Origin of the sequence: Methylomonas sp. ZR1 (assembly GCF_013141865.1) — a bacterium.
In the GTDB taxonomy this organism is placed as follows: domain Bacteria; phylum Pseudomonadota; class Gammaproteobacteria; order Methylococcales; family Methylomonadaceae; genus Methylomonas.
Genome location: NZ_RCST01000001.1, coordinates 5,100,310 through 5,120,261, shown reverse-complemented (window position 1 = coordinate 5,120,261; position 19,952 = coordinate 5,100,310). Strand labels below are relative to the sequence as shown.

Genomic DNA, 19,952 nt, shown 5'->3' with positions numbered 1-19,952 from the left:
CCGAACTAAGCCGACCGCTTCACCACCAAAACTTAAAAGCCAGAGCAGTGAAGAGCCGCTCATTCTAATCACACAACATACTCGCGTCAAGAAATTATTTCTATTCGCGCAAACTTTCTTTTCCCTACTTGATAAACATGCCTCGCAGGCGCCGAAATTAAAGCTTTGGGATCCTCCAGTTTTTCACCATCAATCTTTACTGCACCTTGTTTGATCAAGCGTAGCGCTTCAGAAGTACTTTCCACTAACCCAGCATTTTTCAACACATTGGCAATCGGCATTCCCTGTTCATCGACTTTAATTTGAACCTCCTCGATAACATCCGGTAGCGCCCCGCGCTGAAACCGGGCCTCAAAACTTTCCAGAGCCGTTTTTGCAGCCTGCAACCCATGAAATCTACCAACAATCTCCTGCGCAAGCGCAACTTTGTAATTTCTTGGGTTCTCACCACTCTCGCACGCAGCCCGCCAACTTTCTATTTCAGTCATTGGCTTAAAGCTCAATAATTTAAAATAACGCCACATGAGCTCGTCGGAAATCGACATGATCTTGCCGAACATCTCGTCAGGCGCGTCCGCAATGCCTATGTAGTTATTAAGTGACTTGGACATTTTCTGTACACCGTCAAGTCCTTCCAATATCGGCATAGTTAGAACGACTTGCGGCTTTTGTCCATAGCCTTCCTGCAATTGCCTACCCATCAACAAGTTAAATTTCTGATCCGTACCACCCAGCTCGACATCCGCTTTCATTATCACCGAGTCATAGCCTTGTATTAAAGGGTACAAGAATTCGTGAATTGCAATCGGTTGACCACCCTTATATCGCTTACTGAAATCATCACGCTCCAGCATTCTCGCCACGGTGTTTCTTGCCGCCAACTGGATTAGCTCAGCACTGGTCATCACCCCCATCCACGCCGAATTAAACTTCACCTCGGTTCTTTCGGGATCAAGAATCTTGAACACCTGTGCCTGATAGGTTTTCGCGTTTTCCGCCACTTCTTCACGACTCAACGGCTTACGGGTGACGTTTTTGCCAGTCGGATCACCTATCATCGCGGTAAAATCGCCGATCAAAAATTGCACGTTATGCCCGGCATCCTGAAATTGCTTCAGCTTATTAATCAGCACAGTATGCCCAAGATGCAAATCGGGCGCAGTCGGGTCAAATCCGGCCTTGATTGTTAGCGGCCGATTTTCCTCCAATTTTTTGACCAAATCAGATTCCAGCAAAATTTCTTCAGCGCCGTAACGCAACTGAGCCAAGGTTTCTTGCAACAATTTATTCTCCAATTAGCCTTAAGTTTTGGCCGCGCATTATAAGTGATGGAATTGTAGGGAAGGATAAAAAATGGCCTTTTGTTGGCCTTATGCACCAAAATTCCCTACAATGAAACGCTCGACAAACAATGAAGTGTGATTACTGTGAAGAACAGAATACTCAAGTCGGTGCTTTTAGGCACCTGCACCGTTGTTGCCGCCAGCGCAAGTTACGGATTGATACCGCATAAAGGTTTTGAAGACGCAAAAACCTTGGAGCAAGATAGACTGATCTCGTCCAAGATCAACCAATACACCAAATACGTAGAACCTCCCGAAGCGCAACACCTCAACATCACCGAGGAACTTGAACACACCGTCAAATCCGGCGAGAACCTCTCCAGCATTTTTTCCGCACTCAATTTAAGCCGGGAAGATTTGCATAAAATCATCCACGCCAACCCTACGGGCAAACAATTCGCGGACGTCGAACCAGGTCAAGACGTCGTCGCTACGTTGAACGCTTCTGGTGAACTGGAACAGTTGACTTACAGCAAAAATCCGTTCGAAACATTGATAGCCACGCGGCATGACGACAATTTCGACGTGGAACTACTCAGTAAAAAAGTTGATTACCAAATTGCCAGCGCCAAAGGCTCTATCGATTCCTCACTGTTCGAAGACGGCAAGGAAGCTGGCCTGCCGGAAAAACTAATCCTGAAACTGGCTGACATCTTTGCCTGGGACATCGACTTCGCACTTAATTTAAGAGACGGCGACCAATTTACCGTCGTCTATGAAAAGCTTTTTGTAGACGGCAAAGAATTCGACACCGGCGAGATTCTGTCAGTTGAATTCGTCAACCAGGGCAAGACTTATACCGCAGTGCGCTTCGAAGACAACCAAGGCAACACCGGTTATTACACCCCCGACGGCAACGGCCTGCGCAAAGCCTTTCTGCAAACGCCGATGGATTTTGCCAAAATCAGCTCGCACTTTGATTTGCACCGCAAGCATCCCATCCTGAACACCATACGCGCTCACAAAGGCGTCGATTATTCCGCAGCCATCGGCACACCAGTTAAAACCACCGGCGACGGCAAAATCGTCTTCCGCGGCGTGAAAAACGGCTACGGCAATGTAGTGGAAATCGAACACGGCCAAAAATACTCAACTTTGTACGCCCACCTATCCGGTTTCAAATCCGGTCAAAAACTCGGTAGCGCCATCAAACAAGGCGACGTGATCGGTTATGTCGGCAAAACCGGCTTAGCTACCGGCCCGCATTTGCATTATGAATTCCGTATCGGTGGCATGCATGTCAACCCGGTTACCGCCAAAATACCGCACTCTATGCCTATGGACAAAGCCTTATTGGCCAAATTCAAAGCACAAACCCAGCCATTTTTGGCGCAACTGAAACAAGCCAAAGGCGACGCAATGGTTGCTCAAAACTAATACAGTGTCCGAGCTTTATATAGGCTTAATGTCAGGGACCAGCGTCGATGGTATCGATGCTGGTCTTGTGGATTTTAGCAACGGCAAAATACAACTTGTCGCATTCCATTACCAACCATTCCCCCCCGAACTCCGGCAAAAAATTCACAAGCTTAGTCAAGCGAATCAACCTGTTTTATTAACAGATTACGGCTCGCTGGATAGCCAGATCGGTCGTTTATTCGGCGAAACCGCGCTGACTTTATTAAGTAACGCTCAGATCCCAGCGAGCGCAATCAAAGCTGTCGGTAGCCACGGCCAAACCGTTTATCACGCCCCGGAGACTGCCAATGGCTTTTCTCTGCAAATCGGCGATCCGAATCGCATCGCCGAAATCACCGGCATCACCACCGTCGCCGATTTTCGCCGCCGCGATATTACCGTCGGTGGCCAAGGCGCGCCGCTGGTTCCAGCCTTTCATCAAGCGGTTTTTAGCGACGAAGCACAAGCCACAGTCATCGTCAATATTGGTGGCATCGCCAACATCACGGTGTTAAACGATAAACCGGTCATCGGCTTCGATACCGGCCCCGGCAATGGTTTGATGGACTGGTGGTGTCAAAAACATTGCAACCAGCCTTATGACCGTAATGGCGATTGGGCAGCCAAGGGCAAAGCCCACCTTGCCTTGCTCGATGCTTTAAGTGACGACGATTATTTCCGGCTAGCGCCACCGAAAAGCACTGGCAAGGAATATTTTTCGCCTGCATGGTTACAGCAAAAGCTCAGCTTATTTCCAGACCTTGAGCCCGAAGATATTCAAGCCACACTCTGTCAATTCAGCGCCGATACTATCGCCGATGCCATTCGCCAATATGCGCCAAATACCTTGCAAACCTTGATTTGCGGCGGCGGAGCACATAACGGCCAATTGATGAAGCTGTTACGGAAAAGTATGGATATGTCTGTAACGTCGACAGCGGAACGGGGAATCGACCCGGACCATGTCGAAGCGATTGCTTTTGCCTGGCTGGCACGGCAAACCCTGAACAATTTGCCGGGAAATCTATGCAGCGTCACGGGCGCAGCTACGCCCGTGGTATTAGGTGGGATTTATCCGGGTAAAAACGGCTTAAGCTGAGAAAGACGAGCCGCAACCGCAGGTAGTGGTCGCATTTGGATTGCGAATCACGAATTGCGCACCAGACAAGTCCTCCTTGTAATCGATTTCGGCACCGCTAAGATACTGAATACTCATCGAATCGATCAGCACTGTCACACCGTCTTTGAGGATTTGCGTATCGTCGTCATTCACCTCTTCGTCAAAGGTAAAACCATACTGAAATCCGGAACAGCCGCCACCGCTGATATAAACTCTGAGCTTAAGATTATCGTTACCCTCTTCCTGAATTAAACCCGCTACTTTTTGCGCTGCACTGTCGGTAAAAACAATAGGATCGGACATATAAAACTCTATAAGCAATTGAAAGATTGAGCGATTATGACTATACCTAGTAATTCAGTCAAGAATTATCCACTATATTTCCCAGGCTAGAGGTTAAAGCCCTAAAGGCGTAACAACCAGGCAACTATTTGCGCTAAATTTAGCTGGAACTTAAACACACTCCGTTGCTTCGCCGAAAGCCCAAACGTGTCGATAACCGAAGATTCCAGTTAAAACTGTCCGACAAGGAGACCAACCATGCTTATCACCTTCCTCAGACACGCTACAGCAGAAGTTGGCGGCTTATCGCTGCCCGACGCGGACAGAGCCTTAATCGATAAAGGCGAAAAGCAGGTAAAACGCATCGCTGCATTTTGTTTGGCCAACGGCTTAATTCCGGAATCAATTTATTGCAGTCCGCTGTTACGCGCCCAACAGACCGCAAGGATTCTCAACCAAAGCCTGCCTGGCAGCCCAGCCCCGCAAACCGTTAGTTGGTTGGCAATCGAAACAGCTACACCCACTATACTCACCGAACTTAGCAAACTCGCCCAGCGCGGCATAAGCGACGCATGGCTAGTCGGGCACGAACCGGACTTTTCGATTACCATTTCCCGGCTTCTGGGCATGACTGCCGACAACATTGTTATCAAAAAAGCCTCTCTGACTCGATTGGATGCCGATTTTTCGGCTCAAGCTTCGGCTAAATTGCTGTGGAGCATCCCATGTGCATTGATGCACCAAGGTCAAACCTAACCAAACTCAAGCCCATCTAAGCAAAAATTTCTTCGTCCAACAGATAACAGCCCGGGTCCTCGGCCCAAAAATCGCCCGTCATTTGCTGCGCGCGAACCCGCGTATTACCGTTGCAGATGCGTTGATAATGACATTCACCACAGCGTCCCTTCAGCGGCCGCGGCGACGCTTTCAATCCGGCCATCAACGGATCATTGACGTCCACCCAGATTTCGGAGAAAGGTCGTTTACGCACATTGCCCAAGCCGTAATGCCACCAAAACGTATCTGGATGGACATTACCGAGATTGTCAATATTGGCGACGTTGACGCCGGAGGCATTGCCTCCCCATTGTTCCAGTTTGGTTCGAATATGCTCTGCGCGCTCAGGAAAGCGGCGCTTGACCCAATGTAGAAAATACACGGCGTCAGCGTCGTTGTTACCGGTCACTACCTCGCGGTGCAAACCTTGCTGCTCCCAATTTAAAGACTTTTCGAACAAGCTGTCCATGACTTTGCGGGTCAACTGAAACTCGGCGTCGTCCTTACGGTTTTTGTTACCGCGACCGCCGTAATTCAAATGCGACAGGTAGAATTTATCTATGTCTTCGTCGTCCATCAATTGCAACAGACCTTCGAAATCGTGGGCGTTGTCTTGAGTTAGCGTAAACCTGACGCCGGCTTTAATATCGTGTTCACGGCATAAACGAATACCGGCCAGCGACGCCTCGAACGAACCTTGCTTCTGGCGGAACGTGTCATGGGTCTGGCCAATACCATCCAGGCTAACGCCGATATATTGGTAGTCAATGGCTGCGATTTGCTTGATGTTAGATGGATTAATTAAGGTGCCGTTACTCGACAAAGCGACATAAAACCCCATGTCGCGAGCACGTTGCGAGATAGCAAAAATATCCGGATGCAGCAGCGGCTCGCCGCCGGACAGAATCAGCACAGGAACTTTAAACGCCTTCAGGTCATCCATCACCGTGTAAATTTCCGGCGTGCTCAATTCGCCGGGGAAATTGATGTCGGCAGAGGTAGTGTAGCAATGCTTGCAGGTTAAATTGCAACGGCGGATCAAATTCCAGATCACCACAGGTCCCGGCGGCTTGCGTGGCGCCGTCAACGGGGTTGGATGCAGCAGTTCGCGCATGTATTGGCTTAGTCTGAACATGCTTTATCCTCCGATTCTTAAACCGGTTTTTTTTAGAATTTTAGTGCTGTACAACACCTCGTGGCTGCGTGCTTGCGCACCCAATAGTTCGGCAATGATAGCCACTTGCTCGCCGGCATCCTGTTCGGTCTTGCCGTGCACCATGGCGAACAGGTTGTAGGGCCACTCCGGCAAATGCCGGGGGCGCTGATAGCAATGACTGACAAACGGTAGCATGGCCACTTTTTGTCCCAGTTCGTCGACGTACCCATCTTCGACATCCCAGACCGTCATACCGTTATAGCGGTAACCCAGTTTGTAATGATTGGGCACCGCAGCAATGCGGCGGATAACTCCGGTCTGTTGCATCTCAGCCAGGTGCAACATGACAGCTTGGACAGATAAGCCAAGTTGCTCGGCAACGGCTTGATACGGTTCGCGAACTAACGGCAATCCAGACTGGGTGGCTTGGATAATTTGGCGGTCTATCTCGTCGATGGGCATTAGGCTTCCAATTGCAGGCCAACGTAGTATTCGCTGATCTTCGGCATGTTGTAGACAGTCAGACCGGTTAGGCGTTCGATTTCCGCGATGACCGTTGCTACCTGTTCGGGTTGCTCGGTCGCCAACACAAACCACATATTTAATAAATGATTGCGGGCATAGTTATGCGCCACTTCCGGGAAGCTGTTGACGATTTCGGTTACTTCGTCGAAGCGCGCCTCCGGTACTTTCAGGGCCGCCAAAGTCAAGGCGCCGCCCATTTGTTCGGCATGATACATAGGCCCAAAGCGCGACAACACACCATCGGCCAGCATGTTTTGCAATCTTGAGAGTAACTCGGCTTCCACAAGCCCCAATTCCTCGGCAACTCGTTGATAGGGTGCTGCGCAAACCGGGAAGCCTTGTTGCAGGCGGTTGATAATGGCTTTGTCTATGGCGTCCATGTTTAGGCGAAGTGCATACCAAAAGACTGCTTGTTTTTAATCTCCTCAGTCCTGCTCTCTCCGGCAATAGAGGGAACGGCCCCATCGCGATTGGGGCGAGCATATAGAGCACCACGCTGTTTAAAACAGCGCCGGCTAAACAATACTTCGAATGGATACTCGCATAGATTGCAGGCATGCCGCAGTTCGGCCCATTGTTCCAACACCACGTCCCGGGTCTTGCCATGAATCATGCAATACAGGTTATACGGCCAGATTTCGCCTTGGCGCGGGCGTTGATAACACAGATTGACGCAAGCTTGCTGACTGATCAACGCGCCGACCCAAGCTACCCGCTCGTCCGGAACATCCATCACAATCATCGCATTGGCCCGGTAACCCAGTTGGCGATGCTTGACCACCACGCCCCACCGCTTGATTAAACCCTGAACCTTCAAGCGGGCCAAACGCTCGATTACATCCTGCTCGCTTATAGCCAATTGCTCCGCTATTGCGGCATATGGCCTCGCCGCAATTGGCAAACCGGTTTGAACGGCGGCAATTAGTTGATAATCGATCGCGTCAATCATGCAGGTTTAGCTCAAATCCCAGGTTGATGAAATAGTCGGCCAGCATCGGTAGCAGCATCGCCGGATAGCCGGTTTGAGTTTCGATATCCGCAATCACAGATTTAAGATGAGCCTCACTGTCCGCAATCAATACAAACCACAAATTGAAGCGATTTTCGCGCTCATAGTTGTGATTAACTTCTGGATAAGCACTAACCAACTCGGCGACCCTCGCCAAATCAAATTCCGGCACCGCCATCGCCACCAGCGCGCTATTACCGATGCTATTGGGCGCGATAACCGGACCGATGCGGCTGATCATCTGCTGTTCGGATAAAGTTTGAAACGCATTTAACACCTCATCCTCGCTGACGCCAAGCTGTTCGGCAATGTCGCGGTAGGGGGTCGGGCTCAACGGAAAATCCTGTTGATAGTCGTTGAGCAAGCGTTTGTGCAAGGGTGCCAACATGTTACCAACCTATGCGATTGGCGCGATCAGTGAAGAAAATCCCACTGGGTTTTTGCGCCGGCAGGCGGGCGGTTTCGGCAAAGGTCTCAGTGTCATAAACCATCACCCGGTCCTCGTCGCGCACCGCCAGCCATACCGATTCGCCGCGCGGACTGAATTCCATGTGCAGCACGGCCTTGCCGGGCTGCAGTGTTTTAAGCACATTAAAATCTTTCAAATCGATCACTTGCACGGTTTGATTGTCCGGAAAGGCGAAATTCACCCAAACTTGCCGACCATCCGGCCGCGAGGTAACAAACACGGGCTGGCCAGCCACCGGAATACGCTTGACCAACTCCCATTCGCGGGTGTCGATCACCAACACCTCATGCAATCCCACTGCCGGCACCAGCAACCAGTCGCCGGCCACGGTCCAACCTTCCAGGTGCGGCATCTTATAGACCGGCATTTGTTCATCGTCTTTGCCGTAATCTTCGAGAATATGTTCGACACCTTTTTCCGGCTGCCACAAATCCAGCAAAGCCAAACCTTTTTCACCAAACAATCCAGCGCCATAGTAATGGCCATCCGGCGTCAATAAGGCGTCGTAAGGTTGTTTGCCGATGTCTTTAAATTTTTTCACGACGGGCTGACGCGGATTTTTAGCATCAATCAGCCAAATTTCGTTGCCTTCGAACAGACTGCAAACGAAGCGTTGACCAGGCGCGTCAACCAAGCCGACCACTTTGGATAATTTATTGTCTTCGCCGTAAATCGCGGGGATTTCGGCCAGTTGTTCCAGCGTCACCGCGTCGAACAGCTTAACGCCGCCGGGTGTGTAATTAGAAACCGCAATCACTTTGCCGTCCTGAGAAATCGCTCCGCCGATGCTGTTGCCGGCCTGGATGATGCGTTTTTCGATTTTGTCTTGCAGCAAATCGATCTTGGTCAAACCGCCATCGCGGCCGAATATATAGGCGTAGCGCTGATCGCGGGAGAACACTATCGAAGCGTGAGACAAATCGCCCAAGCCTTGGATATGGCTCAACGAGGCGGGCTTCGTGGTATTGACGATCTGGATGCTGCCGGTTTCGCGTTCAATCACTACGCCGAGATCGCCGGTGGCTCTGAGCTCCGCATGACCGGGTAGCGCAGACGACAACAGGAAAATCAGGAGACTTCGGGAATAAGAAAGTTTCATAGGGCGCGTGTTATTTAGCGTCGATCATTCAAGAAGTAAATCTGCCCATTAGGCGATTAGGCCTAGCTACTGCGAAAACAGCCTTCAGCGCGTTCTTAGTTGTTGAATCAGCCAAGCAGTTTCATCGACAGTCAAAAAACTCGTCCACGGCGGCATAGCCGTGCCTGCTCGACCGTTTTGAATCGCATCCGCCAACAGAGCGTCGCTTTTGCCAGCCAGCGCTTCCGGCATCAACGACGGCCCCAAGCCGCCTTTCGGCGGCAGGCCATGGCAGGAGCCGCAATCATGCTTGAGCATATTCAACAGCTCCTGCTGCCGTTGCGGATTGGGTTGTTCCGCAACGGCGCAGGTGGATAGCAAGCCGATCAACACCCAGCAATAACGCATTGACTAGGGCTTAACGCTGCCGTAATACGCGGCGATGTCGTTGATTTCGGCATCGGTCAGCGAACCGGCGATCGCATTCATAATGTCGGATTTCCGAGTTTTGTCGCGATATTGTTTGATCGCGGTTTTCAAATACTCGGGATCGCGGCCGCCCAACGGTGGAAACGGCGCGTCGGCGCTGGGCATTCGAATACCGTGACATTGCGCGCACACCGTACCGGCCTTGGCTTGACCGACATACAAACTGGTAGCCTGCGCGCTACCGGCGGCAAGGAGCCCCGCCAGCAGCGACACTGTAAAATGAGTCATCTTCATTTTGATTGCTCCATTTCGTCGGGCGACAAGCCGCGGGTCATGTATTTAACCCGGCCGCGCGAGAAGATACCTGCGGGGCTTTCCATCGGTACGCTGGCGACTTTTTGCAAGGTGTTGGAATCGTACACCACCACTTCGTCGCCGTTGTAACCGGCACTGATATACAGGAATTTGCCATCGGCGCTATATTCCGGGAAGTAGGCGTGGCCGCCGACATCCAGGGTTCTAGCCACTTCCAGGGTTTTCTTGTCGATCAACTGTACAGTGCGGGCGCGTCTATCCTTGCTGATGATGTCAACCGCCACATAAGGGGCGTTGGCATGCGCAGCGGGCGATTCGGTGCCGCCGGAAACCGGTACTTGTTTGACGACTTCCATTTTGTCCAGGTCCCAAACGCTGACCACCGTTTTATCGCAATCACCGAAATTGGTACCAAAGCCCAAAGTACGTCCGTCAACTTTCACCGCAGAACCGCCGCCCACATGGGGCACACAACCGGCTTCCAGTTTTTTAATAATCTCGCGCTTTTCCAGGTCGATGGCCGCAACGATGCTGTCGTCGTAAGAAGCAATCATCAATTTTTTGCCGCCGTGGGTCAGGAAGGCATCATGCAAATGTCGACCGACATTCTCGATCCGGGTGACCGGGAAACCCTCTTTGTTCAAATCAATCACCCAAACCTGTCCGGCATTTTCCAGCGCAATCGCGAAAATGTCCGCATACGGGGTGCCGATGATCATGCCGGAGTCAGAGGAAACGTGCTTGCCGTCGGGATCGGTGCCTTCTAGTTCAAAGGTTTTCAACGGCTCCAGAGTGTCTGCATTCAGAATCACGGCGTTATGCGGAACGAAAGAACCGGCCATGATGTATTTGCCGTCGCGCGAAACGCCCATGCCTGGGCCGTTCCAGCCGGTTTTGATGCTGCGCACCGCTTGCATGGAATACAAATCGACTTTAAAAATCTCGGCGGTATCGGTTTTTACATAAGCCCAGCGCGGATTGGCCGGGTTGAAATCGATAATATGCGCAGCGGTGCCGGTCGGTACTTCGCCGACTTTTTGATGGGTGGAGCTGTTAATAAAGATGGCTTTGGAGCCTTCGCCACGGCCATATTTGCCGCGCGCCGCGACGCCAATCAAGTTTTCAAATTTATCGTCAATTTGAAAAGTCGGCTTGGCCGGTAATGTACTTTCGTCTTTGACATAGACTTTCAACGACTTTTTCATATCGTCTATCGTCCAAGCCGGATTGGGTTGTTTTGGCGTTTCTTGCAGATGTTTGATCACGCCGCGAATTTCGTCGTCGCTCAGTTTGCCGTAGAACGGAGGCATCAAGGTGTCGAAGCTGCCGGCCATTACGATGGTGCGCAAAGCGGTGGGACTGCGGCCTTTCAAAGTCGCCGAGTTCAGCGCCGGCGCCAGATAACCGCCATGATCGGAACCGTGGCAGCTGGCACAATTGTCTTGATAGAGTTTATGAAAGTCGTCGGATTTTGCCATCGCCACTCCGGATGACAACAGCATGGCGATAGAACTCGCCAGTAGGGATTTATTCAGCATTTTTATAGTATTTTTCATTTAAAATTCCTGCCACCCGCAAGTTAAAAAAAAGAGCCAACTTGGTGCATTAAACCATAAAAGATCAGGACGAACAGACACCCGATTTAGCATGGTAAAATAACAGCTTGTTGACTCCAGGCCGATGTCATAAAGTAAAGTTTCGATTCGCTATCAATTTACTCCCTAAACTATCGCCTTGTCAACCTAGTGGGTCACGATGAGAATGCAATTTATGCAACAAACTGATATTTACGAACTTATTGAGTGCATGACTACATTGATCCGCTCCGAAGAGCGGAAAAAATGTACGGAACTGGGCTTGCAGCCGGTACACTTCCAAGTGCTCAATTACCTCTCGCGCTGCAATAAATATAGCAACACCCCAGCGGCTGTCGCCAATTATCTGGGCATGACTCGCGGCACCGTTTCGCAATCGCTAATTATTCTCGAGAAAAAGGGCTATATCGGTAAAACGCCGGATGCCAACGACAAGCGCGTGGTGCATTTGCAGTTGCTGGCGGACGGCGCAGCCATACTCAAACAAGCGCGACCGTCTGATTTATTCCACGGCGCCACGGCCATCCTGCAAAGCAGCGATTCACCGCCTTCAGACGCTAATGTGTTTCAGCAAGCCCTTACCGCGCTGCAAAAAGCAAATCAGTCGCAATCATTCGGCGTTTGCAAAACCTGCCGCAATTTCAGCGAAAAAGACGGCGGCTTTTTCTGCCAGCTAACCCAGGAAAAGCTCAGCACAGCCGATAGCGAGCAAATTTGCCAGGAACACAACCCTGTTTAACTGTCCGGCCAATGCACAGATAGACAATAAACAAGTCTTGGCTCGGTTTACGCTGCATCATTCACCGGTTCGATTTGGGAGTTAATATGTCTATACCTCGCATCGCCTTGACGCCCGGCGAACCGGCCGGCGTCGGCCCGGACTTATGCATACAATTGGCGCAGCAGGAACAAGCTTGCCAACTGATTGCCATTGCCGATCCGGAATTATTGCAGCAACGGGCCGAACAACTGGATTTACCTCTAACAATTCAACTTTTCGACATTGATCACGCTGTCACAAAACAGTCAGCAGGGACCTTAACCGTACTGCCCATCAGCCTAAGCGAACCAGCCGTTTGCGGACGCCTGAATCCCATCAATAGCCGATACGTTCTGGAAACCATCCGCCAAGCCACTCTGGGCTGCATGAGCGGCGTATTTGCCGCAATGGTGACCGGCCCGGTCCACAAAGGCGTGATCAACGACGCAAATATTCCCTTCAGCGGCCACACCGAATTTATCGCCGAACTGACCAGCGGCACCCCAGTCATGATGCTGGCGACACCCGGCCTGCGCGTCGCTTTGGCGACCACGCATCTGCCGCTGTCAGAAGTAAGCGCCGCCATCACCTCGGATGCATTGGCGACCGTTATCCGGTTGCTGGACCGCGACCTGCGCCAACGCTTCAACATTACCGACCCGAAAATCTTGGTCTGCGGCCTTAACCCGCACGCGGGCGAAAGCGGCCATCTCGGCCGGGAAGAAATCGAGATTATCGAGCCGACGTTGGAGCGCCTGCGTTGCGAAGGCATTCACCTATACGGCCCGCTACCCGCCGACACCCTGTTTACACCCAAATACCTGGAAACCGCCGACGCGGTGCTGGCGATGTATCACGACCAAGGCCTACCAGTCCTGAAGTACAAAGGCTTCGGCCAAGCTGTGAATATCACGCTGGGTTTACCTATCGTCCGCACTTCGGTCGACCACGGCACAGCCTTGGAACTGGCCGGCACCGGCAAAGCCAATCTCGGCAGTCTGCGATTTGCATTGCAGACTGCACTGGATATGATTCCAGTATAAATACCGTAAACAACTTAAAATCCAACAGTTGCCAAGAAAATGGAGCCAATGGCATGTCCGCTACTAACTTCAAAACAGAAAACAACACCTACCGCAAACTGATTGGCAACGGCCTCACCTATAACATTCCTCGCTTCCAGAGAGATTACAGTTGGTCTGAGGATGAGTGGGAAGACCTATGGGTGGATATTCTCGGCACTATTCAAGAAGGGGGAGAACCCGCTCATTACATGGGTTACTTAGTGCTTCAATCCCAAGACGAAAAAAGCTTCGATGTTATCGACGGCCAACAACGTCTTACAACTCTAACCTTAATCGTTCTCGCGACGCTTAAAAACCTGAAACGCCTTATCGAAGAAGGCAAGAGTTCAGAACAGAATCAACAGCGACTTGACCAAATACACCAAACCTATATTGGCTATCTTGATCCTGTCACTTTGATATCTCGAACGAAACTAACACTAAACCGAAACAACGATAATTATTTTCAGAATTACCTGGTGCCTTTAGGCCATCTGCCTGTAAGAGGATTTCGTGCGTCTGAACATAGCTTGCGGAAAGCATTTGAATGGTTTGAAAAGCGCGTACGGGATTACTCTAAAAAGACGAGTGTTGATGAAGGAATTGCGCTTGCCACTCTGGTAGAAACCATGAGCGACCGCCTTTTTTTCACCGTTATCAGTGTCACAGACGAACTCAACGCTTATAAGGTATTCGAAACACTCAATGCTCGTGGAGTAAGACTGTCATCGACTGATCTATTAAAAAATTATCTATTTTCAGTCCTTCACAAAGACAATGTTCTGCCAAACGAAATGAAAAATCTGGAGGACCGGTGGGAATCCATGGTTACTCGCCTTGGCAGTGAAAGTTTCCCCGATTTTTTAAGAACCTTCTGGATCAGCCGTAGAACGTTTGTTCGCCAATCCGAGCTATTCAAGACCATCCGTACAAAGGTTTCTAATCGTAAAGCGGTGTTTGATCTACTACGCGGCATGGAAGAAGATATGGATATTTATTTGGCTCTAACCAGTCCGGAAGTATCGCATTGGTCAGCCGAACTCAAGGGCTATGCACAAAATTTAAAAATGTTTAATGTGCGCCAACCCTTTCCAATTATTCTCGCAAGCAGCCGGGTTCTCAGTACTCCAGATCTTACAACAATCATACGCAGTTGCGTGATGATCTCGTTTAGGTACAACGTCATCGGAAACCAGCCAACAAACGAACAAGAAAGGGTTTACTACGCAGCAGCCCAAAAATTAAATAACGGCGATATCAGCACAGCCAACCAGTTACTTGAATCGTTGCGTAGCGTTTACCCCACGGATGAAAACTTCAAGTCAGCATTTGCGGAAAAAGTTATTCGTACCACCAACTCTCGTAACAACCGAATTGCTCGTTATATTCTGTGCGAATTGGAAAAGCAAGCCCATGGTAACGCATATGAATTTGATAGCGACATGTTCAATATCGAGCATGTCTTACCTCAAAATCCTGAACAAGGCTGGGATCAATTTAGCGATGAAGAGGCTGACGCTCTGGCATACCGCATCGGCAATCTGGCCCTGCTTGCAAAAGGAGCCAACAAAGGACTCGGCAATGCAGACTACACCACTAAAAAACCTATACTCGCTAACAGTGACTTTGGTCTGACCCGCCAATTAGCTGAAGAAAATTCAGATTGGACACCTGAGCGAATTGCAGCTCGACAAAAGGCCTTAGCTAGATTAGCTACCTCGGTCTGGCGAATCGCCCAGTTATCATAAAGTGATTTGAACAACAACTTACTACCTAAGTTTTTACAAAAAATGATCCACACCGCCCGCAAACGTTTCGGCCAGAATTTTCTGCACGATCACAGTATCATTTACAACATTCTAGCCAGTGCCCATCCGCAGGCTGGCCAACATTGGGTGGAAATCGGTCCCGGCCTGGGTGCGCTGACTCTGCCTTTGCTGGAATCGGGCGCTAAACTCGATGTGGTCGAGTTGGACCGGGATTTAGTGAGCCGCCTGCAAAAACAGTTTGCCGGCCACAGCAATTTGACCGTGCATAGTGCGGATGCCTTGAATTTCGATTTTGCCGCACTGGCAAAAGCCGGCGAGAAACTGCGCATCATCGGCAACCTGCCCTACAACATCTCCACACCACTAATGTTTCATCTGCTGGAATCCACCGATTGCGTGGAAGATATGCTGTTCATGCTGCAAAAAGAAGTGGTGGACCGCATTTGCGCCGAGCCCGGCAGCAAGACATACGGCCGGTTGAGCGTGATGATGCAGTATTACTGTGAAACCGAATTGCTGTTCGACGTGCCGCCGGAAAGTTTCGATCCGATTCCGCAAGTGATGTCGGCCATCGTCCGCCTGACCCCTCACAGCCAACCGCCGGTCGACATTCCAGACCTAAAAAGCTTTAGCCAATTGGTGACCCAAGCTTTTTCGCAGCGCCGAAAAACCATCCGCAATTCGCTGAAAAACTTCATCTCCGAGCAGCAGATTATCGAACTTGGCATCGACCCCAATCTACGCGCCGAATCGATCAGCCTGGCCGAGTTCGCCCTGCTCAGCACTCACAGCCAAGCAAGCACCGCCAGTTAAGTTCGCAACTCCCCGCGCCGCCGGCTCGACAAGATTTGGCGGCATTCGCATGGCAAGTGCGATAAAATGCCGCATTTTTCCGCCAGGCTCACGAACTGATGCGCTTGAGCCGGCTCTCTTTATATAAGGCAACCAACCTGATTCATACACTGGAGTGATTGATATGCGCATTATCCTGTTAGGCAGCCCCGGCTCGGGCAAAGGCACCCAAGCCCAGTTCATCACGGAGAAGTTCGCGATTCCGCAAATTTCCACCGGCGACATGCTGCGCGCCGCCGTCCGCGAAGGCACCCCGCTGGGTATTGAAGCCAAAAAAATCATGGATGCAGGCGGCCTGGTTTCCGATGACATCATCTTGGGTTTGATTAAAGACCGCATCACTCAGGACGATTGCAAAAATGGCTTTTTGCTCGATGGATTTCCGCGCACGATTGCACAAGCGGAAGGTCTGGCAAAAATGGGCGTAGAACTGGATTACGTCGTGGAAATTGCCGTCGATGACGAAGAGATCATCAAACGCATGAGCGGCAGGCGCGTGCATATGGCCTCGGGCCGTACCTATCACGTGGTGTTCAATCCACCGAAACAGGAGGGCTTGGACGATGTTACAAACGAGCCTTTGATCCAACGCGACGACGATAAAGAAGAAACCGTTCGCAAGCGCTTAAGCGTGTATCACGAGCAAACCAAACCGCTGGTCGGCTTTTATTCCGCCCCCGGTCAAAGCGCCAAATTCGCGTCGATTGCTGGTGTCGGTTCGGTGAGCGAAATCACCGACAAAGTGTTAGCGGTGTTGGCATAAAAACTTCGTAGGGTACCCAACACGTACCTTTTAGCTTTCGGTACGCGATACCCCAAAGGGCATCAATGCGTACACCACCTAAAAAGAGAAATCCAAATGGCAGGTAAAACCTTATACGACAAACTCTGGGACGACCACGTCGTCCATACCGAAGACGACGGCTCGTGCCTGATCTATATCGACCGGCAGTTGCTGCACGAAGTGACTTCACCGCAAGCTTTCGACGGCATGCGCATGTCCGGCCGCCAACCGTGGCGGGTCGCCCGCAATCTGGCCGTCGCCGACCATAACGTGCCGACCTCCGGCCGCGCGCAAGGCATCGCCGACCCGGTTTCCCGTCTGCAAGTACAAACCCTGGAAAACAACTGCGCCGAGTTCGGCATCACCGAATTCGATATGGCCGACATCCGCCAAGGCATCGTCCACGTGGTCGGCCCGGAACAAGGCGCCACCCTGCCCGGCATGACCGTGGTCTGCGGCGACTCGCACACGTCAACCCACGGTGCCTCTGCCGCACTGGCCTTCGGTATCGGCACCTCGGAAGTGGAACACGCCCTGGCCACCCAAACGCTGGTGCAGAAAAAAGCTAAAAACATGCTGATTAAAGTCAACGGCAAAACCGGTCCGGGCGTCACCGCCAAAGACATCGTGTTGGCGATCATCGGCCAGATCGGTACTGCCGGCGGCACCGGTTACACCATCGAATTCGGTGGTGACGCGATTCGCGCGCTGAGCATGGAAGGCCGCATGACGGTCTGCAATATGGCTATCGAAGCCGGTGCCCGTGCCGGTTTGATTGGTTGCGACGAGAAAACCATCGAGTTTTACCAAGGCCGGCCTTATTCGCCCAAAGGCGAGGACTGGAATATGGCGGTCCGTTACTGGGAAAAACTGCATTCCGACGCCGACGCCAAATTCGACAAAGTCATCGAATTCGACGCGGCCGCGATCAAACCGCAAGTCAGCTGGGGCACGTCGCCGGAAATGGTATTACCGGTCGATGCATCCATCCCCGATCCTGTTCAGGAAGCCGATCCGGTCAAGAAGCAAAGCATCGAACGCGCCCTGCAATACATGGGCTTAACAGCCGGCCAAAAAATCACCGACATCAAGCTGGATAAGGTGTTTATCGGTTCCTGCACCAACTCGCGCATCGAAGATTTGCGCGCCGCGGCTGCGGCGATCAAAGGCCGCAAAAAAGCTGCGTCGGTCAAACAAGTGTTGGTAGTGCCCGGCTCGGGTTTGATCAAACAACAAGCCGAAGCAGAAGGCCTGGACAAAATCTTCACCGCCGCCGACTTTGAGTGGCGGGAACCGGGTTGCTCGATGTGCCTGGCGATGAACGCCGACCGTCTGGATGCCGGCGAACATTGCGCTTCGACCTCGAATCGTAACTTTGAAGGCCGTCAGGGCTACGGCGGCCGTACTCACTTGGTGAGTCCCGCCATGGCTGCCGCTGCTGCGATTGCCGGCCACTTTGTCAACGTCGCCGAGGAGGCTTAAATCATGCAGGCTTTTACCACTTTAACCGCCCTGGTGGTGCCGATGGACCGCGCCAATATCGACACCGACGCGATCATCCCCAAACAGTTTTTGAAATCGATCCGCCGCGCCGGCTTCGGTCCATATTTGTTCGACGAATGGCGTTATTTGGATCATGGCGAACCGGAAATGGATTGCACCAACCGTCCGTTGAACAAGGATTTTGTTTTGAACCAACCGCAATACAAAGGGGCGCAAATTCTGCTGACCCGGGAAAACTTCGGTTGCGGTTCATCGCGCGAACACGCACCGTGGGCACTGGAAGACTACGGATTCCGCGTGATCATCGCGCCGAGCTTTGCCGACATTTTCTTCAACAACTGTTTTAAAAACGGCATTCTGCCGATTGTGTTGCCGGCGGAAACCGTGGACCTGTTGTTCAAGGAAGTTGTCGACGGTTACCAATTGACGGTCGATCTGCAAAGCCAAACCATTACCACACCAAGCGGACAAAACATTGCCTTTACTGTCGATGAAAACCGCCGCTACCGCTTGCTGAACGGCCTGGACGACATCGCACTTACCCTGCAACATGCCGACAAAATCAAGAGTTACGAAGCCGAGCGCGCCAAACGCGCACCGTGGTTGTTCAAAGACGCATAAGCGCCACTGAAAGGTAAAAAAATGCCCAAAAAAATAGCAGTCCTGGCTGGCGACGGCATCGGACCGGAAATTGTCGCCGAAGCGCTCAAAGTACTAAGCTTTCTAAATACCGACATGAATCTCGGGTTGGTATTCGAGAACGCCTTGATTGGTGGCGCGGCGTATGACGCTTTCGGCACTCCCCTGCCGCAAACCACGCTGAATCTGTGCAAAAACGCTGATGCGGTGCTGCTGGGTGCGGTCGGCGGCCCTAAGTGGGAGCCGCTGGCCCATGCAGTGCGTCCGGAGCGTGGCTTATTGGGCATTCGCTCCGAGCTAAATCTGTTCTCTAACCTGCGTCCGGCGATTTTGTATCCGCAATTGGTCGACGCATCGACCTTGAAACCGGAAGTGGTGTCGGGCCTGGACCTCATGATCGTCCGCGAATTGACCGGCGGCATTTATTTCGGCCAGCCGCGCGGTGTGCATGTCGCCGAAAACGGCGAGAAAGTCGGCATCAATACCAAGATTTACAGCGAATCTGAAATCCGCCGCATCGCCCATTCCGCATTCAAGATTGCGCAAAAACGTCACAAAAAACTGTGCTCGGTCGATAAAGCCAATGTACTGGAAGTGACCGAACTATGGCGCAGCGTGATGACCGAAGTGGGTAAGGACTATCCGGACGTACAACTGAGTCATATGTATGTCGATAATGCTGCGATGCAACTGGTACGGGCGCCGAAACAATTTGATGTGATCGTCACCAGTAATATGTTCGGCGACATTCTGTCCGACATCGCCGCAATGCTGACCGGCTCCATCGGCATGCTGCCGTCGGCTTCACTGGATGCCAATGCCAAGGGCATGTATGAACCGATTCACGGTTCCGCGCCGGACATCACCGGCCAGGGCATCGCCAATCCCTTGGCGACGATTTTGTCGGTCGCGATGATGCTGCGTTACACCTTTAACCAGCCGGAAGCCGCCGAGCGTATCGAACGCGCGGTGAACAGCGCATTGGATAGTAAAGTCAGAACCGCTGATATTTATTCGGAAGGCATGACCAAAGTCAGCACTTCTGGCATGGGCGATGCTGTTCTTAACGCCTTAAAAGGATAAGC

General features: G+C 51.6%; 22 protein-coding genes. 11 read left to right on the top strand and 11 right to left on the bottom strand.

From position 1 onward, the window contains the following. Positions 1-86 precede the first annotated feature (86 nt). Entirely contained in the window at positions 87-1,283 is a 1,197-nt protein-coding gene (tyrS, locus tag DDY07_RS23505; RefSeq protein WP_171697654.1) for a tyrosine--tRNA ligase, read from the bottom strand. A gap of 144 nt (positions 1,284-1,427) precedes the next feature. On the opposite strand from tyrS, the gene DDY07_RS23500 reads away from it, so the two are divergent. Continuing rightward, entirely contained in the window at positions 1,428-2,720 is a 1,293-nt protein-coding gene (locus tag DDY07_RS23500; protein WP_319963137.1) for a peptidoglycan DD-metalloendopeptidase family protein, read from the top strand. A gap of 4 nt (positions 2,721-2,724) precedes the next feature. Continuing rightward, positions 2,725-3,840 carry an anhydro-N-acetylmuramic acid kinase gene (locus tag DDY07_RS23495; protein WP_171697653.1) on the top strand — a complete coding sequence of 372 codons (1,116 nt, stop codon included), beginning with the start codon at positions 2,725-2,727 and terminating at the stop codon, positions 3,838-3,840. Here DDY07_RS23495 and erpA read toward each other — a convergent pair. Beyond that, on the bottom strand, positions 3,832-4,164 hold the full coding sequence (gene erpA / locus DDY07_RS23490; protein WP_033159303.1) for an iron-sulfur cluster insertion protein ErpA: 333 nt from the start codon (positions 4,162-4,164) through the stop codon (positions 3,832-3,834). The genes DDY07_RS23495 and erpA overlap by 9 nt on opposite strands. Before the next feature lie 237 nt (positions 4,165-4,401). Here erpA and DDY07_RS23485 point away from each other — a divergent pair, with 237 nt between their 5' ends. Beyond that, the gene (locus DDY07_RS23485; RefSeq protein ID WP_171697652.1) at positions 4,402-4,899 is read left to right on the top strand and encodes a histidine phosphatase family protein; all 498 of its coding nucleotides are present in this window, start codon (positions 4,402-4,404) and stop codon (positions 4,897-4,899) included. Positions 4,900-4,915: 16 nt separating this feature from the next. Here DDY07_RS23485 and nirJ read toward each other — a convergent pair whose 3' ends face one another. From nirJ to DDY07_RS23440, 9 genes are all read right to left on the bottom strand, one after another. Beyond that, positions 4,916-6,055, bottom strand: a complete 1,140-nt coding sequence (gene nirJ / locus DDY07_RS23480) for a heme d1 biosynthesis radical SAM protein NirJ (protein WP_171697651.1) — start codon at positions 6,053-6,055, stop codon at positions 4,916-4,918. 3 nt (positions 6,056-6,058) lie between these two features. Then, a complete protein-coding gene (locus DDY07_RS23475; protein ID WP_171697650.1) occupies positions 6,059-6,538 on the bottom strand; it encodes an AsnC family transcriptional regulator in 480 nt (159 codons plus the stop codon). Further along, the gene (locus DDY07_RS23470) at positions 6,538-6,981 is read right to left on the bottom strand and encodes an Lrp/AsnC family transcriptional regulator (protein ID WP_171697649.1); all 444 of its coding nucleotides are present in this window, start codon (positions 6,979-6,981) and stop codon (positions 6,538-6,540) included. Before DDY07_RS23470 ends, DDY07_RS23475 begins: the two co-directional genes overlap by 1 nt. Before the next feature lie 2 nt (positions 6,982-6,983). Then, positions 6,984-7,550, bottom strand: a complete 567-nt coding sequence (locus DDY07_RS23465; RefSeq protein WP_171697648.1) for an AsnC family transcriptional regulator — start codon at positions 7,548-7,550, stop codon at positions 6,984-6,986. Further along, positions 7,543-7,998, bottom strand: coding sequence for an Lrp/AsnC family transcriptional regulator (locus tag DDY07_RS23460; protein ID WP_171697647.1), 456 nt, complete (start codon positions 7,996-7,998; stop codon positions 7,543-7,545). The genes DDY07_RS23465 and DDY07_RS23460 overlap by 8 nt, the downstream gene beginning before the upstream one ends. Position 7,999: 1 nt before the next feature. Next, positions 8,000-9,178 carry a cytochrome D1 domain-containing protein gene (locus tag DDY07_RS23455; protein ID WP_171697646.1) on the bottom strand — a complete coding sequence of 393 codons (1,179 nt, stop codon included), beginning with the start codon at positions 9,176-9,178 and terminating at the stop codon, positions 8,000-8,002. Between the two features lie 84 nt (positions 9,179-9,262). Next, positions 9,263-9,565 carry a cytochrome c gene (locus DDY07_RS23450; protein WP_171697645.1) on the bottom strand — a complete coding sequence of 101 codons (303 nt, stop codon included), beginning with the start codon at positions 9,563-9,565 and terminating at the stop codon, positions 9,263-9,265. 3 nt (positions 9,566-9,568) lie between these two features. Then, positions 9,569-9,880, bottom strand: coding sequence for a cytochrome c (locus DDY07_RS23445; protein ID WP_171697644.1), 312 nt, complete (start codon positions 9,878-9,880; stop codon positions 9,569-9,571). Next, positions 9,877-11,457, bottom strand: a complete 1,581-nt coding sequence (locus DDY07_RS23440) for a nitrite reductase (RefSeq protein WP_171697643.1) — start codon at positions 11,455-11,457, stop codon at positions 9,877-9,879. Before DDY07_RS23440 ends, DDY07_RS23445 begins: the two co-directional genes overlap by 4 nt. Positions 11,458-11,662: 205 nt before the next feature. Here DDY07_RS23440 and DDY07_RS23435 point away from each other — a divergent pair, with 205 nt between their 5' ends. The 8 genes from DDY07_RS23435 (at position 11,663) to leuB (ending at position 19,950) form a co-directional block, all read left to right on the top strand. Then, positions 11,663-12,235, top strand: coding sequence for a MarR family winged helix-turn-helix transcriptional regulator (locus DDY07_RS23435; RefSeq protein WP_253734776.1), 573 nt, complete (start codon positions 11,663-11,665; stop codon positions 12,233-12,235). 86 nt (positions 12,236-12,321) lie between these two features. Beyond that, positions 12,322-13,299, top strand: a complete 978-nt coding sequence (gene pdxA, locus DDY07_RS23430) for a 4-hydroxythreonine-4-phosphate dehydrogenase PdxA (RefSeq protein WP_171697642.1) — start codon at positions 12,322-12,324, stop codon at positions 13,297-13,299. Positions 13,300-13,352: 53 nt separating this feature from the next. Beyond that, on the top strand, positions 13,353-15,068 hold the full coding sequence (locus DDY07_RS23425; protein WP_171697641.1) for a DUF262 domain-containing protein: 1,716 nt from the start codon (positions 13,353-13,355) through the stop codon (positions 15,066-15,068). Positions 15,069-15,110: 42 nt separating this feature from the next. Then, positions 15,111-15,902, top strand: coding sequence for a 16S rRNA (adenine(1518)-N(6)/adenine(1519)-N(6))-dimethyltransferase RsmA (gene rsmA, locus DDY07_RS23420; RefSeq protein WP_171697879.1), 792 nt, complete (start codon positions 15,111-15,113; stop codon positions 15,900-15,902). 163 nt (positions 15,903-16,065) lie between these two features. After that, positions 16,066-16,704, top strand: coding sequence for an adenylate kinase (adk, locus tag DDY07_RS23415; RefSeq protein WP_171697640.1), 639 nt, complete (start codon positions 16,066-16,068; stop codon positions 16,702-16,704). Positions 16,705-16,800: 96 nt separating this feature from the next. Next, complete coding sequence (leuC, locus tag DDY07_RS23410) at positions 16,801-18,207, top strand: 3-isopropylmalate dehydratase large subunit (RefSeq protein WP_033159289.1); 1,407 nt, start codon at positions 16,801-16,803, stop codon at positions 18,205-18,207. A 3-nt stretch (positions 18,208-18,210) separates the two neighbouring features. Continuing rightward, on the top strand, positions 18,211-18,849 hold the full coding sequence (gene leuD, locus DDY07_RS23405; RefSeq protein ID WP_171697639.1) for a 3-isopropylmalate dehydratase small subunit: 639 nt from the start codon (positions 18,211-18,213) through the stop codon (positions 18,847-18,849). 21 nt (positions 18,850-18,870) lie between these two features. Beyond that, positions 18,871-19,950: a 3-isopropylmalate dehydrogenase gene (gene leuB / locus DDY07_RS23400; RefSeq protein ID WP_171697638.1), complete on the top strand. Its 1,080-nt coding sequence runs from the start codon at positions 18,871-18,873 to the stop codon at positions 19,948-19,950. The last annotated feature ends 2 nt before the right edge of the window (positions 19,951-19,952 follow it).

Excerpts from the sequence above, each read along its gene's own strand:
- erpA (WP_033159303.1), bottom strand. The coding sequence starts at position 4,164 with ATGTCCGATCCTATTGTTTTTACCGACAGTGCAGCGCAAAAAGTAGCG.
- DDY07_RS23485 (WP_171697652.1), top strand. The coding sequence starts at position 4,402 with ATGCTTATCACCTTCCTCAGACACGCTACAGCAGAAGTTGGCGGCTTA.
- nirJ (WP_171697651.1), bottom strand. The coding sequence starts at position 6,055 with ATGTTCAGACTAAGCCAATACATGCGCGAACTGCTGCATCCAACCCCG.
- DDY07_RS23475 (WP_171697650.1), bottom strand. The coding sequence starts at position 6,538 with ATGCCCATCGACGAGATAGACCGCCAAATTATCCAAGCCACCCAGTCT.
- DDY07_RS23470 (WP_171697649.1), bottom strand. The coding sequence starts at position 6,981 with ATGGACGCCATAGACAAAGCCATTATCAACCGCCTGCAACAAGGCTTC.
- DDY07_RS23465 (WP_171697648.1), bottom strand. The coding sequence starts at position 7,550 with ATGATTGACGCGATCGATTATCAACTAATTGCCGCCGTTCAAACCGGT.
- DDY07_RS23460 (WP_171697647.1), bottom strand. The coding sequence starts at position 7,998 with ATGTTGGCACCCTTGCACAAACGCTTGCTCAACGACTATCAACAGGAT.
- DDY07_RS23455 (WP_171697646.1), bottom strand. The coding sequence starts at position 9,178 with ATGAAACTTTCTTATTCCCGAAGTCTCCTGATTTTCCTGTTGTCGTCT.
- DDY07_RS23450 (WP_171697645.1), bottom strand. The coding sequence starts at position 9,565 with ATGCGTTATTGCTGGGTGTTGATCGGCTTGCTATCCACCTGCGCCGTT.
- DDY07_RS23445 (WP_171697644.1), bottom strand. The coding sequence starts at position 9,880 with ATGAAGATGACTCATTTTACAGTGTCGCTGCTGGCGGGGCTCCTTGCC.
- DDY07_RS23440 (WP_171697643.1), bottom strand. The coding sequence starts at position 11,457 with ATGAAAAATACTATAAAAATGCTGAATAAATCCCTACTGGCGAGTTCT.
- DDY07_RS23435 (WP_253734776.1), top strand. The coding sequence starts at position 11,663 with ATGCAATTTATGCAACAAACTGATATTTACGAACTTATTGAGTGCATG.
- pdxA (WP_171697642.1), top strand. The coding sequence starts at position 12,322 with ATGTCTATACCTCGCATCGCCTTGACGCCCGGCGAACCGGCCGGCGTC.
- DDY07_RS23425 (WP_171697641.1), top strand. The coding sequence starts at position 13,353 with ATGTCCGCTACTAACTTCAAAACAGAAAACAACACCTACCGCAAACTG.
- rsmA (WP_171697879.1), top strand. The coding sequence starts at position 15,111 with ATGATCCACACCGCCCGCAAACGTTTCGGCCAGAATTTTCTGCACGAT.
- adk (WP_171697640.1), top strand. The coding sequence starts at position 16,066 with ATGCGCATTATCCTGTTAGGCAGCCCCGGCTCGGGCAAAGGCACCCAA.
- leuC (WP_033159289.1), top strand. The coding sequence starts at position 16,801 with ATGGCAGGTAAAACCTTATACGACAAACTCTGGGACGACCACGTCGTC.
- leuD (WP_171697639.1), top strand. The coding sequence starts at position 18,211 with ATGCAGGCTTTTACCACTTTAACCGCCCTGGTGGTGCCGATGGACCGC.
- leuB (WP_171697638.1), top strand. The coding sequence starts at position 18,871 with ATGCCCAAAAAAATAGCAGTCCTGGCTGGCGACGGCATCGGACCGGAA.